The 16,921-nt window shown below is 62.3% G+C and carries 14 protein-coding genes; 2 read left to right on the top strand and 12 right to left on the bottom strand.

Going from position 1 to position 16,921, the window contains the following annotated elements:
- Nucleotides 1–22: 22 nt before the first annotated feature.
- From G3572_RS16105 to G3572_RS16135, 7 genes are all read right to left on the bottom strand, one after another.
- Nucleotides 23–2,503, bottom strand: a complete 2,481-nt coding sequence (locus G3572_RS16105; RefSeq protein WP_205518751.1) for a coiled-coil domain-containing protein — start codon at nucleotides 2,501–2,503, stop codon at nucleotides 23–25.
- Nucleotides 2,504–2,622: 119 nt separating this feature from the next.
- Complete coding sequence (locus tag G3572_RS16110; protein WP_164613747.1) at nucleotides 2,623–3,654, bottom strand: hypothetical protein; 1,032 nt, start codon at nucleotides 3,652–3,654, stop codon at nucleotides 2,623–2,625.
- A complete protein-coding gene (locus tag G3572_RS16115; RefSeq protein WP_164613749.1) occupies nucleotides 3,647–6,601 on the bottom strand; it encodes a glycosyltransferase in 2,955 nt (984 codons plus the stop codon). Before G3572_RS16115 ends, G3572_RS16110 begins: the two co-directional genes overlap by 8 nt.
- A gap of 129 nt (nucleotides 6,602–6,730) precedes the next feature.
- Nucleotides 6,731–6,982 (bottom strand): hypothetical protein, encoded by a 252-nt coding sequence (locus G3572_RS16120; protein ID WP_164613751.1) that lies wholly within the window; start codon nucleotides 6,980–6,982, stop codon nucleotides 6,731–6,733.
- On the bottom strand, nucleotides 6,969–7,328 hold the full coding sequence (locus G3572_RS16125; protein ID WP_164613753.1) for a hypothetical protein: 360 nt from the start codon (nucleotides 7,326–7,328) through the stop codon (nucleotides 6,969–6,971). Before G3572_RS16125 ends, G3572_RS16120 begins: the two co-directional genes overlap by 14 nt.
- Before the next feature lie 9 nt (nucleotides 7,329–7,337).
- Nucleotides 7,338–8,483 (bottom strand): DUF2793 domain-containing protein, encoded by a 1,146-nt coding sequence (locus G3572_RS16130; protein WP_164613755.1) that lies wholly within the window; start codon nucleotides 8,481–8,483, stop codon nucleotides 7,338–7,340.
- 109 nt (nucleotides 8,484–8,592) lie between these two features.
- Nucleotides 8,593–9,414, bottom strand: coding sequence for an ABC transporter permease (locus tag G3572_RS16135; protein WP_164613757.1), 822 nt, complete (start codon nucleotides 9,412–9,414; stop codon nucleotides 8,593–8,595).
- Nucleotides 9,415–9,486: 72 nt separating this feature from the next.
- Between G3572_RS16135 and G3572_RS16140 the strand changes: the two genes are divergently transcribed.
- Both G3572_RS16140 and G3572_RS16145 read left to right on the top strand, forming a co-directional pair.
- Nucleotides 9,487–10,680 (top strand): KpsE/RkpR family capsule polysaccharide export protein, encoded by a 1,194-nt coding sequence (locus tag G3572_RS16140; protein ID WP_354004054.1) that lies wholly within the window; start codon nucleotides 9,487–9,489, stop codon nucleotides 10,678–10,680.
- A 6-nt stretch (nucleotides 10,681–10,686) separates the two neighbouring features.
- Nucleotides 10,687–11,361 carry an ABC transporter ATP-binding protein gene (locus G3572_RS16145; protein ID WP_164613759.1) on the top strand — a complete coding sequence of 225 codons (675 nt, stop codon included), beginning with the start codon at nucleotides 10,687–10,689 and terminating at the stop codon, nucleotides 11,359–11,361.
- 11 nt (nucleotides 11,362–11,372) lie between these two features.
- On the opposite strand, the gene G3572_RS16150 is transcribed toward G3572_RS16145, so the two are convergent.
- The 5 genes from G3572_RS16150 to G3572_RS16170 all read right to left on the bottom strand — a co-directional run.
- Entirely contained in the window at nucleotides 11,373–11,996 is a 624-nt protein-coding gene (locus G3572_RS16150) for a hypothetical protein (protein ID WP_205518752.1), read from the bottom strand.
- Nucleotides 11,997–12,024: 28 nt separating this feature from the next.
- Entirely contained in the window at nucleotides 12,025–13,074 is a 1,050-nt protein-coding gene (locus G3572_RS16155) for a polysaccharide pyruvyl transferase family protein (protein WP_164613761.1), read from the bottom strand.
- A gap of 57 nt (nucleotides 13,075–13,131) precedes the next feature.
- Nucleotides 13,132–14,118: a hypothetical protein gene (locus tag G3572_RS16160; protein WP_164613763.1), complete on the bottom strand. Its 987-nt coding sequence runs from the start codon at nucleotides 14,116–14,118 to the stop codon at nucleotides 13,132–13,134.
- Nucleotides 14,118–15,065 carry a WcbI family polysaccharide biosynthesis putative acetyltransferase gene (locus G3572_RS16165; RefSeq protein WP_164613765.1) on the bottom strand — a complete coding sequence of 316 codons (948 nt, stop codon included), beginning with the start codon at nucleotides 15,063–15,065 and terminating at the stop codon, nucleotides 14,118–14,120. Before G3572_RS16165 ends, G3572_RS16160 begins: the two co-directional genes overlap by 1 nt.
- A gap of 22 nt (nucleotides 15,066–15,087) precedes the next feature.
- A partial coding sequence (locus G3572_RS16170; protein WP_164613767.1) for a glycosyltransferase occupies nucleotides 15,088–16,921 on the bottom strand: 1,834 nt, incomplete at its 5' end.

Consider the following 16,921-nt stretch of genomic DNA (forward strand, 5'->3'; position numbering starts at 1 on the left):
GCGCCGTGGCAAGTGCGCGCCCTTACTTGCCCCGCACGGTTTCAAGCGCCTTGCGCACAGGGCCGGTCAGCTTCCACGATGTGCTGTTGAGCACCGCGCTGATCCTGTCTTCCTGCGCCTTTGCATGGGCGCGGGCGGCATCGCGTTCGGCGCGCAGGGCAGCGCGGTCGGCATTGGCTTTGGCGCGCAGACGGTCGGTCTGAACCGCCTGATCGCTCAAAAGGGCCCGCAGCTTTTCGGATTCGGCTTCCTGAAGCGAAAGGCGCTGTTCTTGCGTGGCATAAGCGGCCTGCAAAGCGGCCAGCGTATCCTGCACGGCGCGGTGCTGGTCGGCAGCGATCTGGTGCTTTTCAAGCTCTGCAGTCAGTGTAACAAGGCTGCGCGCCTCACGCGCATGGTTTTGCGCCAGTCGATCCTTCACCTCGCGCAATTCGGCCTCGAGCGACAGAACATCAGCGGCCCGTGCGGCGGCCTCCCGCTGCGCGGTGTCAAGCTGCGCCGACAGGTCCTGCACCTGCCGCAAGGTCAGCGCATGTTCTGCCCTGATCTGGTCATGGTCGCGGCGAGCCTGGAAGGTCTGGGCCGCTTGGGTCGCAAGTTGCGCACCAATAGCGGTGAACTGTTCGGAGGCTGCAGCGATTTCAGCGCGGGCAGCCTCGAGTTCTGCGGCCAGCGCCGCGCGTTCCTCGGACAAGGCTTGCGCCGCCTGCTGCGTTTCCTGATGCTGGCGGGCCAGATCGGCATAGCGGGTGTCGTGACCGATGGTGACCGTTTCAAGCTGCTGCGTCAGCGTTGCGATGGCCTCGGCCTGGGCTTGCACTTCGGCGGCACGGGCGTCGCGGTCCTGGGTCAGGGCGTGCAGGCGCGCGTCTGCATCAATCCGGCTCTGCTCCAGCTGGCGCGTCAATGTGGCGATGGTGTCGGCCTGCGATTGCGCTTCGGCGGCGCGGGCATCATTCAGGCTTTGAAGCCGCGCTTCCGCCTCGGTCTGGCTCTGCTCCAGCTGGCGCGTCAAACTGGCGATGGTGTCGGCATGCTCCTCCGCCTCTGCCCGCGCCGCTTGGGTGCGCGCTTCTGCCTCGGCATGGCTCTGCTCCAGCTGGCGCGTCAAACTGGCGATGGTGTCGGCATGCTCCTCCGCCTCTGCCCGCGCCGCTTGGGTGCGCGCTTCTGCCTCGGCATGGCTCTGCTCCAGCTGCCGCGTCAAGGTGGCGATGGTCTCGGCATGCGCCTCCGCCTCTGCCCGCGCCGCTTGGGTGCGGGCCTCGGCCTCGGATTTGCGCTCCTGCGCCTCTTTGGCGGCGCTGTCGAGCGCACGGCGCAGTTCGGCCTCTTCCGCCTGCAGCCGTTCGCGTTCCTTGCGCAGCCATGTCTGCTTGTTCTGGGCGGTTTCCAGATCGGCGCGCAGAGCATCGAGCGCGGCAAGTTCGGCAGTCCGCTTGTCGACGAGAACAGCAAGCTCGGCCTCACGTGCGGCCGCCGCAGCAAGATTGGCCTTTGACTCCGCAAGCTCTGTCGACAAAGCCTCGGCGGCGGCGGCCATATCGCCCTGCTTCACTTGCAGGTCGAGCATCTTGCCTTGGATCACCGCGATCTGACGGTTGCGCTCGTCATAGGCCTCGTTCAGTCTGGCGAGGGCGGCACGGGTTTCTTCCCCGGCGGCGCGGCTCTGTGAAAGCGTTTGCTCGGCCTTTTCAAGACGCTGCTGCAACTCTTCTGCCCGCAGGTTCTCGTGGCGCGCGCTCATTTCGGCATGGGCGGCGCTGCCCAGTCTGCCGAAGACATGCAACACCGCCGCATAGCCCGGATCGCCGATCGCCATCTTGCACAGCCGCGCCAGACGATCCTCGGGCTGCGCACCGCGCAGAACCACCAGCAGACCTTCCCCCGTATCCAGATGGAAGGTCGGGTGCAGACCCTTGAGACGGGCCAGAAAGCCTTCATCGCCGCCCTGCTCGAGCGCCGCATTCACCCCGTGAAACACCATGACACCGCGCGCCGACATGCGGTGCGACCAGTCGCGGTCGATCCAGTCGCGCACTCTTGCTTCTGCCGCGCCCGCCTCGGCATGGTCACCAAGCTGGACCGACAGAAGATCGACGGTTCCGGCAGGAAAACTGCCCGCCGCCTGCGCAGGATCGCTGGGCGACAGGCGCGATCCATCGGGATAGGTTTCACTGTTGTAGCGGGCCAGATCGGTCGGCACGGAACCGGATTCGGTGCCCCAAGGGCCAAAGCTGTAGCCACGGGCGTCAAGATCAAGTTTTTCGGCAGCCTGACAGAGTGCGAAGTGCACGACCCCGTCACCGCCGCCCAAAGAGACGAAGGATTTGGGGCGCAGCGTGTCGACCAGCCAGAACAGGAAGGGCAGATGATGCAGGCTTGCGCCATCGCGCAGGTAGCGCGGGCGCCAGAACAGGGTGCGCGACGATAGCGGCGTGACGACGTCAAAGCCTGCGACATGGGGCGCCGTCTGACTTGCCTGCATAAGTTCCTGGGCCATCGCACCGTTATCCTGAAGGGTTTTCTTCATCTTACCGCTTTGTTTTACTAGTAAAAGGTTTTGGCTGCCAAGGTCTTGCTCGACATGTCGGACTTTACGGACCCTCGGGGCTTTGGGTTTCATAGCGCCTCTGAAAAGTTGTCCGGTTCGGGTTCGGCGAGGCCAATCTCGAGCCGCTCGGGAAGGGTCGTCAAGTCTTTGAGGATGCTTGCGCGTTGCCCCGCCAGAAAGCATTCGACCGGCAGCCGTGACATCGCACGGCTTTGGCGCTGGAGATAATCCGCCACGCGCGGCGGTGTTTCCGTGCAATCGAAGCTGCGGGTCCAGCGGGAGAAAGCATCGGCGAGACGGGGGATGTCATAATGCTCGGCGCTGAGACGCTCGACGCCCTTGTCGCGGACCAAGAGCGCCTCGTCTGCCGCAAGAGGAACGTCCATAGGCCCTTTGCGCGTGGCAACCGTCACATGGCCCGTGGCCGGATTGCCGGTTACAATCAGGGGCGCCCGTGATCCGCGCAGGCGCGGCGCAGGTGGCAGCGGCGCGGGAAAACCGGGGCAGGCCCTTTGCATCAGGTCCTGCAACGCGGCGTCCAGCTGGTTGGTATGGCCGATATGCACCCGATCAACCCCGAACATGGCGATGGCCGTCCCGATCATCTGGGCAACCTTGGGCAAGAATTTGTCAGCCGACTTCGGGCGCTGCAACTCGTCGAGAAATGTGCTGGTGTAGAGGTGCCGAAAGCGGCGCGGGTCGGTCGGTGTCTGCACCGACCAGTAGCGGCCAAAGGGTGCATATTGGGACGAGATATCGTGCCAGTAATGCGAGAAGGCCCGCGCCAGCAGGTTGCGGACCATGAACACGAGCGTCACGTCGAAACCCAGATCGCGCAGCGCCATGACGCGGGTCAACACCTGCTCGTAGCGCTCGGTCCCGCCGCCCGTATAGGGGGGCGAGGATTCGAACAGCAGCGGCCCCGCCGGATCGGTGAACCGAGCGGTATAGGACTGCGGTTCGGCGTCGGACATGAAGAACTTCAGCTCCTTGATCCCTTCCGGAGTCGACATGCCGGGCACGGCGCTGAAGAGTGCGGCGGTCGCCGTTGTGCCGCAGCGCGCCAGTCCCATGTTGAGGATCAGGTGCTGCCTAGCCAAGGACGTCTCCGAAATCTGGCCAGTCCAAGCGCTGCGCCAATACGCGGGCACTGGCCCCCATTTGCGCCAGCCTGCCATTATCTTTGGCTTCGAGCAACAAACGCATGCCCTTTTCCAGTCCCTCCCTGCCTTCATCGGCACCATAGAGGTGGCCTGCGCCCTGCCCTTCCAACACCTCTGCCGTCATGGCGCTGCGTGGAACGACGGTCGGCACGCCGAAGCTGAGCGCCAGCAACAGCGAGCCCGAGGTGAGGATGCGCCGATAGGGATAGGCCGCGATATCCGCAGCACGGAAGAAGAGCTGCAGTTCGGAGTCGTTGACAAAGCGGCCGGTGGTGAGAACGCGGGACCGTTCGTCCTCGGTCAGCGCCGGTTCCAGCGCGGCAAGCGGGTCGAACCACGGATGCCCCGCGATGATAAGCCGCGCCCCCGGGCGGTCCGCCAGAATGGAGCGGAAGGCGCTGACCAGATCCTCGACCCCCTTGTAGGGCCGCACCAGACCGGTGAAGAGGATCACATCCTCCTGCGCCCCGATCCCCAGATACTGCCGTGCCTGATCGCGGCTGACGTAATCGGGATAGGCGCCGATGTAAGAGCCATGCCGCGAGATGCGGACCTTTTCGGCAGGCAGGGCAAAACTTGCCGCCACCTCATCCTGCGATCCGGCGCAATGCAGATGGATCACGTCTGCCAGCCCCGCGATCCTTGCCGAAAGATCGGTTTCGATCGCGGCAAAGGGAGTGTCATGCGACACGGTGTTGTGGACCGTCCACACCAGCCTTGCCCCTGTCTGGCGCAATTGCTCAAGCTTGGCTAGAAAGGTATCCGCCGCGGCCCGGGCGGCCTCTTGCGTCGTGATCCGGCGGAAGAGCGCGTTGAGCCAATGCAGGTGGAAGACAACATCCTGCGGACGGGCGCCCTTGGTGCGAAGGACGTGCAAGACGGCATCGATATCGCCTGCGACGACCTCGGCCTTGGCAGAGGCCTTGGCGTAGAGCAGTTTCTGGTAGGGGTTTCCGCGCGAGTAATCCGGCCAGAACACCACCATCGGCAGGCCATCGGGTCGCCGATACGTCACGTTGCGCGGTTTTTGCGGATCGGGGACATGCACGTCCCAGAACCTTGACAGCCCCTGTCGGGCAAGCGCCTCGCGCTGGACGCGGTGGGTGTTGGTGGTCTGGTGATGCTCGTTCACATGGCTGGTGTTCTCGCCATGCCAGCGCCGCTGGTAGAGCTTTTCCTCGACATGGCGAAACTCGCCAAGTTCCGACATCTTCAGGAAAATGTCATAGTCGACGCCGTTCACGATATCCTCGCGGAACCGGGTCGTGCGCTCCCATGTCTGGCGGCGGAACATGCGGAAGTGATGCGCGATCGAGGTGATCATCATCTTCTCGCGGCTGAACACCGGCCAGGCATATTCGTCTTGCGTGTAATTGCCCGCCGCGTCGATCCGCTCGCACGAGCCATAGGCGCAGACCACCGACGGGTTCTCGTCCAGCACCGTCATCAGGCGCCGCACCGCGCCCGGCTTCAGGCAATCGTCGCTGTCAAGCTGGCCGATATACAGGCTGCGCGACATGCGGATCGCCGAATTGGAGGCAAAACCGATGCCGCCATTGGGGTTGTCCAGCCAGCGCACCCGCGGCTCGCCGGCATAAAGCCGCTCCAGCAGCGCAAGCGTGCCATCGCGCGAGCCGTCATTGGCGATGCAGACCTCCAGATCGGCAACGTCCTGCGCCAGAACGCTTTCCACCGCGCGCTCAATGTATTTCGAGGCGTTATAGGCCGGAATATACACCGAAACCTTCGACACCTCGTGCCAGACATCCCGCTTGCGGTCCCAGTGGTTCGGGCACAGCGCCTTGTAAAGCTCCTGCTCGGCGGCGGATGGTGCCGCCTCGGGTGCCATGTCGGGCACACGGACCGGCGCGAACCAGACGCCCCGCGCGTGCATGCGGTAAGCCAGTTCGCGCGCCGCCACGCCGGGCGTGACAAAGCGCGGGTCGAGGAGCGGGCCAGACTGGTTCATCTCGCGCAGCAACCGAGCGGGCAGTGCGATGTTCAGCCCGATCACGTCACGGAAGGGATAGCGCCCCGCAAAGCTCTGGCGTGGCAATTCGGGCGTGAAGGGCGTCACCATTCCACCCTCTGACAGGGCGGCACCAAGCGGCACCAAGGGGAGCGCGACACGGTCGGAGACCCGCGCCAGCCGTGCCATGCGGGCAAGCACCATCGGATCGAGCCGGATCTCGCCGGACAGGAACAGGACCAGATCGGCATTTTGCGCCAGATCCGCCAGATGCGCCTGCGCGGGGGGCTGAAACGGCGCGTCTTTCCGCAGGCGGATGGCAAAAGGTGCCTGTCCGGCGCCAGAGATGGCATCCGCCGCCATATCTGGCGCAAAAATTGTCAACCCCGCCGGAAGATGCGGCGTCTGTGCGCAAAGCGAGGCCAGCATTTGCGCAAGCTGTGCCGCACCTGTTTCGGGGGGGGCAATCCAGACAACCTCGGCCCGAAAGGGAAAGCGCGACAAGGCAGGCTCGAGCGCGGTGGCAGCTTCCTCGAGAAAGCTGATATCATTGCCCGCCCCCGCATAGGCTGGCAGTGCCATCGCCCAGGGATAGGGCTTTGGCACCTGCCGCGCCACATTCAGCATCCGGAACGGTGGGTGCCAGAGCCGGTGACGGTTGGCCAGATAGTCTGCCGGCCGGTTGATCGCGGCGGGTGCGCCCCGCAGCGCCTCGGCATCGGCCAGATGCGCGCGCCAGAGGTCCAGCATCTCGGAGGACAAATCAGGATGATAGGTCAGCCCGTCCAGCCCGTCGCGCGCCTGCGCCAGATCGCCCTGTGCCAAATGGTGCGACACCGCCAGAAGCCGGGTCCAGGGATTGCGGGGGGTGGCAAGTATCCGGTGGGGCGGCGTGTCCAGCCTTGCTGAAGGCATTGATCTTCCTGTCTGACGGCAAAGCGGCAGACCCTGTCAGGGCCTGCCGCTTCCACCTCTACAGGGCAAGGCGCAGACGGGCAACCCAAGGCGGCACGCGGCGGGGCGCCCTGTGCGCGCGCAAGCCCGTCAGGCCGGATCGACTGCGGTCAGGGCAAGAATTGCCTCGCGTAGCCGGCTGATGTTTGCGCGCGCCTCGGCGCGGGCGGCGCGCAGGGCGGGGTCCATCGCAGGGCCACCCTCGGCTTCGCGGATCACCTGCCAATCGGTTGCAGCGAGGTCTGCCTCGGCCTGAACAAGTTCGGCCTGCAACCGGCGACACTCGTCCTCGGCCTCACGCGCGCTGCGGGTGATGATGCGGCTGAAATCAATCTTGCTCATGGTCGCTCTCCGGCAGGGCAGAGGGGGTATCAACGGGCAACGGCATGTCCGCACCATGCGGAGGCAGCGTGACAGGCCCGTCGGCTGTCAGGTTCATCGGCTGAGGAAAAAGCGTCTGATGCGGGGCGTCGGCCCCATGCGGCAGAACGAGCGTCAGCGATAGTTGCCCGTCAGTGCGCGTGACATCAGAGGCCAGCCAGCCGCACTCTACCGCGTCACGCGGCAGCACGGCGCCTTCGGGCAGCCGGGAGAAATCATAGCTTTCGCCATTGAGCGTCAGAACATCGCCTGCGCGGTGAAGTGTAAGGCGATCATCGCGGCGCATAGGCGTGAATGTGATCTGCATGGGTTTTCCTCAGAACCAGGTGCCGATGGCATTAAGGGACAGATGGGTAAGCTCGCCCGCCGTTCCGGTGATGCTGGACGGGGCCCAAAGGGCAATGCCCACCCAGTCCGCCTCGCCCAAGGTGCTGCCTTGGCGGGTTTTCAGCACACTGGCATTGTTACGAATGCTGGCATTCTGGCTGGCCATCATCGTGACCCCGACCGACTCGACGGTTGCGAAGGTCGCCGGAAAATCGAAACTGCCCACCGTGGCACGAAACAGGCTTCCCATCGCGACGTTGATGCTGATGCCGGTCAACTGCACGCGGCGGGTGCAAATCTGGGTGCCATCGGCAAAGCGCATGTAATTGCCGTTCGCATTGCTGCCCCGTTCGATCAGCGCGCCGGTGGGTTGTCCGCCCGACTGGCTGACCGGACCAAGCACTGTGCCACGCCGATAAAGGGACGGGTCAAGCTGCCCCGCCCCTGCCCCGACCTTCAACAGCCTTCCCGGCGTCAGATCGCTGGCCGTATCGGTGACGGCGGCCCCGGCAAGCAAGCCGTTCGCCGGATTGACGCTGAGCGCGGTGGTGAAAGTGTTGCCATCGGCGCTGACCTTGATCGAAAAGGAATCGTTGCCCGCCAACCCCATTTCGGCCCGCCCCGACCAGCCCGACTGGAACAACAGGCTCGCCGTGTCGCTTGCAGTGGCCTTGTTCACCTTCATTTGATGACCGGCACCGGCATGGCTGAAGAGCGTTGCGGCCGAGGCCACGGCCAATCGGTTCACCGCATCCGAGGTGGTGCCTACGCCAAGACCTTGAAGGTTCTGCAGCAGCAGTTGCCAGCTTCCGCCCCGGTACTGTCGCAGTTGCCCTGTGGCGAGATCATGGGCAAGCCATCCTTCCTGCGGCAACAGATAAAGCCAGCCGCCTGCGTTCCAATAGGCCAGATGCCCCGGCGCCTGCGCCCACACCCCCGTGGGGGCCGCGCCCAGCGCGTAGACATGCCCGTTTTCCGGGGCCGAGGGCGGTGACTGGCTGTCGAAGGACTGGACCGCCAACTGGACAATCGCATCCAGCATCTGCACGGCTTCGTTGTGGGTGATGTGCTTTTGCGCCTGAGCGGGCATGATATAGGGCAGCTTCAGCCGACCTGATCGTTCGAAGTCCGGCATGACGGGTTCCTTTAGCCAAGGGACAGTTCTGCCGTGATTTAGGCAAAAGCTGCTAATCGGCCGTCACACCCCCGGTCGCCGCATTAACCCCTTGGTCGCAGATCACCGCTCATTTCAGCACGATATCCTTGTGATAGCGGCGCAGGAACAGCAGGCCCAGGACCGTAAGCACGAGCGCGATGGTGAACACATAAAGCGGCCTGACGTGCACCGCATCATAAGTGCTGAACAGGCCCTTGCGCATCTCGCTTGTGATATGGATCAACGGGTTAAGCATCAGGATGTCACGCAGTTGCCCCGTCATGTTCTCGGGGATGAACAGGATGCCCGAGATGATGAACAGCGGGCGGTTTGCCACGGCCCATGCGCGTTCCCACAATGGATAGCTCGTGACAAGAAAACAGTTCATCACACCGACCCCGAAGGCCAGCGAAAGGGCCATCGCGATGGCCAGAAAGATCGACGGCCAATTGAGGATGGGGTTCAGGTTGTAACCGATGATGATGCCGGTCAGCACCAGAAACATGATGAGAAGATAGGTCATCGCATTCAGCACAAAGCGCGCCAGCACCGCGTCGATGAAGCTGACCGCCGGATATTCGAGCAGCGCCTTGGAAAACCTCACCGCCCCTGCCGTGGTGTTGCTGACCGTCAGGTAAAGCCCGAAGGGGAGCAGCCCGCCGGCAAAGAAATACATGAAGTTGTTGCCAAGGCTCGGCGTGCGCACGATGTAGGAAAACACTATGCTCAGCAGCGCCAGACCCGCGACAGGCTCCAGAATGGCCCAGAGGTAACCGCCGGGCGAGCGACCGTAACTGGTGGTCATCTCGCGCAGGATCAGGGCGCTGAAGGACCGGAAAAAACGAAAGCGCAGGCTGGCGGGGCGCTGCGCGGGCGGGATATACGACGCATCCCCCTCAACCTGTTTCATCTGGAACAATCCTGTCTCACCCGATAAGGTAGCATAGCGTTTCAGGTCAGAATTAAAAAGGCTAAGGTCGAAGTGTCTTCAGATCCAGAGACTCCGGTCGCCCCTGCGGCCCCGCCCAAGCCAAAGGTAAAACTTGTCGAGGTTGCACCCGCCGCACGGCCCGCAAGATTGCAGCGGCGCCATCGGCTGACCATACTTTCGCTTGGCATCTGGGTTGTGCTGCCTGTCATCGCCCTTGCCGTCTATCTGTATGTGTTCGCGGCCGATCAATACGCCTCGACTGTCGGCTTTACGGTGCGCACCGAAGAAACCGGATCGGCGATGGAGATCTTGGGCGGGCTGACCAGCCTGTCGTCGGCCAGTTCGTCAGACACCGACGTGCTTTACAAGTTCATTCAGAGCCAGGAACTCGTGCGCGAGATGGACGCAACGCTGAACCTGCGCGAGATGTTTCGAAAGCCGGCCGCAGATCCGGTTTTCTCGTTGTCGCGGGACTCCAGCATCGAAGACCTTGTCCGCTACTGGGCGCGCATGGTGCGGATCTACTACGATCCGGGCACCGGTCTGATGGAGATCGAGTCGCGCGCCTTTGATCCGGAAGATGCACGGGCGATCTCGACCGAGATTTTCGCGCGCTCGACCCAGATGATCAACACGCTTTCCGCCGTCGCGCGGGATGATACCACCCGTTACGCCCGTGAAGAGCTGGACACTGCGGTCGAACGGCTCAAGGAAGCCCGTCAGGCACTGACCCTGTTCCGCAACGAAACCCAGATCGTGGACCCCTCTGCCGATATTCAGGGCCAGATGGGCTTGCTCAATTCGCTCAACGCGCAACTGGCCTCGTCGCTGATCGATCTCGACATTCTCATCGAAACCACGCGGGAGAGCGATCCGAGGATCGAGCAAGCCCGCCGCAAAATTGCCGTGATCGAAAAGCGCATGTCGGAAGAGCGCGAAAAGCTGGGCGTCGGCGGCAATCACAACGGCCGCGCCTATGCCGACCTGATCGGTCAGTTCGAGGCCCTGCAGGTCGATCTGGAATTTGCGCAAAAGGCCTATCTTTCGGCTCTGTCCGCCTATGACACCGCGCAAGCCGAAGCACGCCGGCAAAGCCGTTATCTGGCCGCCTATATCGAGCCGACCTTGGCTGAAACCCCGCTTTACCCGCAGCGGGCCATCATTCTGCTGATTTCTGCCTTTGTGCTGTTCGGCACCTGGGCGGTCAGTGTGCTGATCTATTACAGCCTTCGCGACAGGCGCTGATCTACGATGATCCGTCTTGAGAATGTCTCGAAAAGCTTTCGCCTGAGGGGCAGCTTGCGAACCATTGCCGACAATATCACGGTCACGTTCCCCAAAGGACGGTCGGTCGGATTGTTGGGGCGGAACGGGGCGGGCAAATCCAGCTTGCTGCGCATGATCTCGGGCGCAATCGCACCCGACACCGGCAAAATCACCGTGGTCGGCTCGCTGTCCTGGCCGGTCGGCTTTTCCGGCAGCTTTCACCGCGACCTGACGGGGGCACAGAATACGCGCTTCATCGCGCGGGTCTACGGCGTCGACACCGAGGAACTGCTGGATTTCGTGGCCGATTTCTCTGAACTGGGCAAACAGTTCCATCAGCCGGTCCATACTTATTCGTCCGGCATGAAATCGCGGCTCGCCTTCGGCATTTCGATGGGCATCCATTTCGACATGTATCTGGTCGATGAGGTGACTGCCGTGGGCGATGCGTCATTCCAGGAAAAAAGCGAGGCGGTTTTCACCAACCGGATGTCGACCAGCGGGGCCATCTTCATCTCGCATTCGCTTGCGTCCATCCGGCGGGTCTGCACGGCGGTGGCCACGCTTGAAAACGGGGTGCTGACCTATTTCGACAATGTCCAGGAAGGCATCGAACATCACAAAGAGCACATGCAACGCCGCAGCGACCGCGTCGGCTGATCGCGCGGCGGTCAGTTGGCGGCGCTGTAATCCACCGAGTCTCCGGCGAGGCTGCGACGGGTACAAAGCTCCATCAGCAGATCCTGCATCCACAGTTCCTGTTCGACCGGCGCAAGCGTGAACATCGCCATCCGGCCGACACGGCGAAGCGGTGCCGCGAAACGCTCTACCACATGATAGGCAGGGCGATCGGTATAATCGTCAAACAGAACCGTCACCGGACGGGTGATGCGCATCGCCGTCGCAACAAAACAGGCCGGACGGAAGCGGCCATCGATAAGAACCGTGTCGGGATGCCGAAAAAACGGCTCTGACCAGATCGACAGCGGATAGTGATGATAGCGCTGCCAGCCATCATCCCCCACCGGACGGCCCCAGCGCCCCGTTGGTCCGATATCGACATGCCAGACCACGGCGGGCGAAGGCAGAGCGGCGCGGTCAAGTTGCAATTGCAACTCGACCGCCCAAGTCCGGTCACTCTCGACCGCCATCACAAATTTACCGGGCAGCGATGCCGCCAGATGGGTAGACCCGCCCGAGCCGTACTCAAGGATCACCCGCCCCGCCGCATACACCTCGCGCACCAGATCGGCCTCTTCGGGCGGAAAGGTCAGATGCGTGACGGTCGTGGTCATGAAGATGTCCCTTACGGTTACGTCAGCCTCATCGGCCGATCGCGGCGTGCAACCCGTCGCGCAGACGGATCATCACGTCCTTTGCCCTGTCACGCAACATGGCAACGGACTCTGGCGCAATCGGTGCCGGCGGCGTTTCAAAGCGCTCACACAGCGTGGGGTCATCGTATTTTGACAAAAGATCGCCCCGCCCGATGCGGTTCATGAAGTTGCGGTTCTTGTTTGTCGGGATCAGCACCGTCGAGGGCACGCCATACATCGTGGCCACCACCGTGCCGTGGAACTTCATGCTGGCCAGGGCCGTGCAGCCGCCGATGGCGCGTGTCAGATCGTCGAGCGACTCGGAATAGATCAACTCTTTCGGCCCGGTCACATCGACAGCATCGGCCAGATCACGAACGCCTACCTCTCCGGTTCCCAGAATGATGTGCCGGATATGCCAGCCCCGCTTGCGCTGCTGCTCTGCCAGCGCGTTGAGTTGCGTGTAGTCATCGTCCTGATTGGGGCGCTGGCGGGTGACAATGCCCAAGACCGGCTGGTCCGGCTTGGCTGTGGCTGCCGGCAGGGTCAGGGCGCAGACGACGTCAGGGGCCTCGAAGACGCCGATGGCGGGTTTGGTCTTGGAGGTGATCCAAGTCGCAGATTGCTGGTCGCGTGCGTGGATGAACTTGACCGAGGGATGGTTGAAGAACGACGCATATTTGTCGACGATCCAGTCCTTCTCGGCATGGTTCGGGTTCATGTTGCTGCCCGAGCGGATCGGAACCCCCACACCGATGACAAACACCGGCTTGTTCAGGAACTCCTTGCTGAAGTAGCGCGGGTCCATGTTCCACGGCTGCACGATATCGCCACCGCCGATCACAATGGCATCGACGCCGTCGACCACTTCGTTGATGGGCTTGGAGTAATAGGGCTTGGCCAGCTGGTCCGACATGAACCGCAGATCGAAGTGATCTTGCAGATATTCCTTGTAGACACTTACGAAAAGTTCGTCCCCGTAATTGCCGTAGCCAAAGAAACCCGCCAGCCCGACAACAGGCTTTGTGCCGGTTTCCCTACGCAATGTTTCAACCACGGACGTTCTCCTTCTTGGCTTTGTTTGGGCCGGTCTTGGCCGCTTTGATGATATGGATCAGGCTTTTACAGGCGCTGCCTTGGGTTTTCGCGCCGTGCGAGAGGCCCAGAAGGCTTCTATCCGCGCGTCGACCATATCATGGCAGGTATCGTCTATAGGGGCCAGCAGCATGGGCTCTACACCGCTGCCAAGCACCGCCTGCAAGGCAGGGGTTCCGGCGACCAGAGCTTGGTTTTCTTCGGCATAAAAGCGCGTAAAGGCATCCTCTTGCTGGCGATCCAGAAAGCCATACCCTGAAGAGATGCGGTTCTTCAGAGCAAAGTTGTTGAAGGCCTTGGAGAGTTGCGCATCGCAACTGCCGTTCATGATACGCTGCTTGGCAAGGCAATCCACCACATCGAGGCTCGGGTTCTTCTCGCGCGGCGGCTGCGCCGATTCCGTGATGTTCACGCCAAGTGTCTGAAAGAACGACGCGACGAAACCATCGCGGCTGGCCTTGGAATAGGGCAGCAGGTGAAACTTTGCCTGCAAGGGGGTGGCATAGCGGGACAGGATCGTCGCATATTGGAAATTGCTATGGTTCCGCTCCAGCCATTCGGAAAACGGCTCCGGAACTTTGCTGAAAGCGCGGTAGTGGTTACGGTACAGCGACTCCGCAAATTCCGCCCGCGCGCGCAAGGAGCAAACCACGGTGCAGCGTCCGGCGCCGAATACCTCCAGCAGAAGATCTGTCACCTTTTTCGCAGCGGTGTCATCCAGCCGGAACAGCGACTCCGCGCTGAGCAAGATATCAAGCCCGTCCGCCTCGGCCATATCGCGGGCTTTGGCAAGCAACAGGGCAGGGCTCTCTGTCTCCGGCAGCGGGTCAGCGCGGGTGATCCGATTGACCATGCCAAGATGCGAACGCTCACGCGTGCCGCCGATCAGCTCATAGCTGGGATAGAGCAGCCCCTGCCCCATGAGCCAGCCACCATTTTCCGAAGCAAACTCCTGAATGGCGGTGGTTCCGGTCTTGTGGGAACCGATATGCAGGAATACGCGCATCAGACAATCTCTTCGGACATGGCCCGCCAGCTGGGCAGGGTGGGGAACAGGGCGGTCATCATAGCCGAGACAGCGGCCCGACCCAATTGATCATATACGGAATAATAGGCGGCGATCAGTTCCGGCGTTGTCATGACCACCTCACGCGCGCGGAAGTCGGTCACCGGATCGAATTCCAGCGCAAGCGCTTTGCGCACAAAGGCTTGCAGCGGATACTGCGGCAGTTTGAGCGGATCGCGGCGCACGAAACGGGCCCGCTCCTCCTCCGTCGGGGTGATCCCCAGCTTTGCCAGCGCATGTTCCGCGATCAGGCCTAGAATCTTGCCCGACGGATGGCGAGGCGACCAGAAAAGCTGCTCGCGCCGGAAACCCTCTGCGATGACATCATGCAGCCGTATGTCGATGTCATGGGCAATTTCTGACTTGCGCAAATGGCCGAGGCTTTCAGCACAACGCCGCCGAGCAAAATCTTCATCGCCCTCGAAGCCTTCATGAAAGGCATTGAGCGCCTCGTCTTGCGGCATGCCCTTGAGATAGGCCATCATCACCTGCGCGTAGTGAAACAATTCCACCCCGGCCAGCCCGAAAACCGCGCGGCACCTTTCGCGAATATCCATCGGCAGATCGGCGGGCGTCTTGGCGGCAGCGTGATAGCCATAGAACTGGATCGACGGGTAGGAAATCACCTTGGTCTTGCTGTCCAGATGTTTGATCGCTTCGGCAAATCCAAAGCCGCCGCCCCTGTAGTTCTCGGAAATTGGCTGGTACATGAACAGGGCGGCAGCGGGCAAAATCTCGGACAGGAAATGCCGGTGATCTTCGGCAGAGATGCGGTGGATCGGCTTTATCTTTTGAAAGGCGTATTGCTCGCGAAAGGCTGCGCAGACCTGCAAGGTAGACGCGATGGCATTTGCTTGGCAGTTGCCAAGAATGCAATAGGTGTTCATCGCAGCCTCCCCGTAACGACGCTCACACCGTTACCATAGCCCCAAAATCAGGCCAGTCCATTTCTTGCGCCAGCCTGCGCGCTCTTTCCGCCATCTGGGGCAGCAGGCCTTCGTCCTTGGCCGCCAGAACCTCACGCAGGGCCGCCTCCAGCGCGGGTGCGCCGCCGGCGGCATCGTAGAGCCTGCCTGCATCGCGCCCGTCAAGCACATCGCGCGTCATGCCGACATTCGGCACCACGGTCGGCACCCCGAAACTCAGCGCCAGCAACATCGAGCCCGAGGTCAGGATTTTCTGGTAAGGATAGGCTGCCACATCCGCCGCGCGGAAAAACAGTTGCAACTCGCCATCCTCGACAAATCGTCCCACGCTCAGGATGCGCGAGCGTTCGGCTTCGGTGATGGCAGGGTCCTGTCCGGCCAGGGCGTCGAAATCGGGACGTCCCGCAAGCACCAGACGCGCCTTGGGACGGTCGGCCAGAATGGCCCGGAAGGCCGTGACCAGATCATCCACGCCCTTGTAGGGCCGGATCTGCCCACTGAACAATATCACATCCTCATCCGCCCCGATCCCCAAGACACGGCGGGCCTCGTCCCGCCCGACGAAATCGGGATAGGCTCCGATATAGGACCCGTGACGCGAGACACGCACCTTTTCCACCGGAACGTCAAAGGTCGCCGCCACTTCTGGCACCGATGCGCCGGAATGGAAGTGCAGCCGATGCGCCAGTGCCGCCAACTGGCGGGACAGATCGCGCTCCAGTTCGGGAAAAGGCGTATCGTGCGAGACAGTGTTGTGGATGGTCCAGACAAGCTGTCCGCCCTTGTGCAGGAATTTCTTCAGCTTGGTCAGAAACTCTTCTACCGCGGCACGCGCGCTCGGCTCGTCGGCCCCCGGTTTGAACAGGAAGTTGAGCCAATGCAGATGGAAGGTCACAGCCTCGGGCGGCGCGGCCTGGGTCTCGAGCACGCGAAGGGCGGCGCTGATATCGCCTGCCACAACTTCGGCACTTTGGCGCAGCTTGCCATAGAGCAGCTTCTGGTACGGGTTTGATCGGGAATAGTCGGGCCAGAACACCACCATGCGCGTATCGGGGCGCAGTTGATAGGTCACGTTGCGCGGTTTTTGCGGATCGGGGACATGCACGTCCCAGAACCTTGACAGCCCCTGTCGGGCAAGCGCCTCGCGCTGGACGCGGTGGGTATTGGTGGTCTGGTGATGCTCGTTCACATGGCTGGTGTTCTCGCCATGCCAGCGCCGCTGGTAGAGCTTTTCCTCGACATGGCGAAACTCGCCAAGTTCCGACATCTTCAGGAAAATGTCATAGTCGACGCCGTTCACGATATCCTCGCGGAACCGGGTCGTGCGCTCCCATGTCTGGCGGCGGAACATGCGGAAGTGATGCGCGATCGAGGTGATCATCATCTTCTCGCGGCTGAACACCGGCCAGGCATATTCGTCTTGCGTGTAATTGCCCGCCGCGTCGATCCGCTCGCACGAGCCATAGGCGCAGACCACCGACGGGTTCTCGTCCAGCACCGTCATCAGGCGCCGCACCGCGCCCGGCTTCAGGCAATCGTCGCTGTCAAGCTGGCCGATATACAGGCTGCGCGACATGCGGATCGCCGAATTGGAGGCAAAACCGATGCCGCCATTGGGGTTGTCCAGCCAGCGCACCCGCGGCTCGCCGGCATAAAGCCGCTCCAGCAGCGCAAGCGTGCCATCGCGCGAGCCGTCATTGGCGATGCAGACCTCCAGATCGGCAACGTCCTGCGCCAGAACGCTTTCCACCGCGCGCTCAATGTATTTCGAGGCGTTATAGGCCGGAATATACACCGAAACCTTCGACACCTCATGC

It is taken from the genome of Pseudotabrizicola algicola (assembly GCF_010915705.1).
GTDB classification, from domain to species: Bacteria; Pseudomonadota; Alphaproteobacteria; order Rhodobacterales; family Rhodobacteraceae; genus Pseudotabrizicola; species Pseudotabrizicola algicola.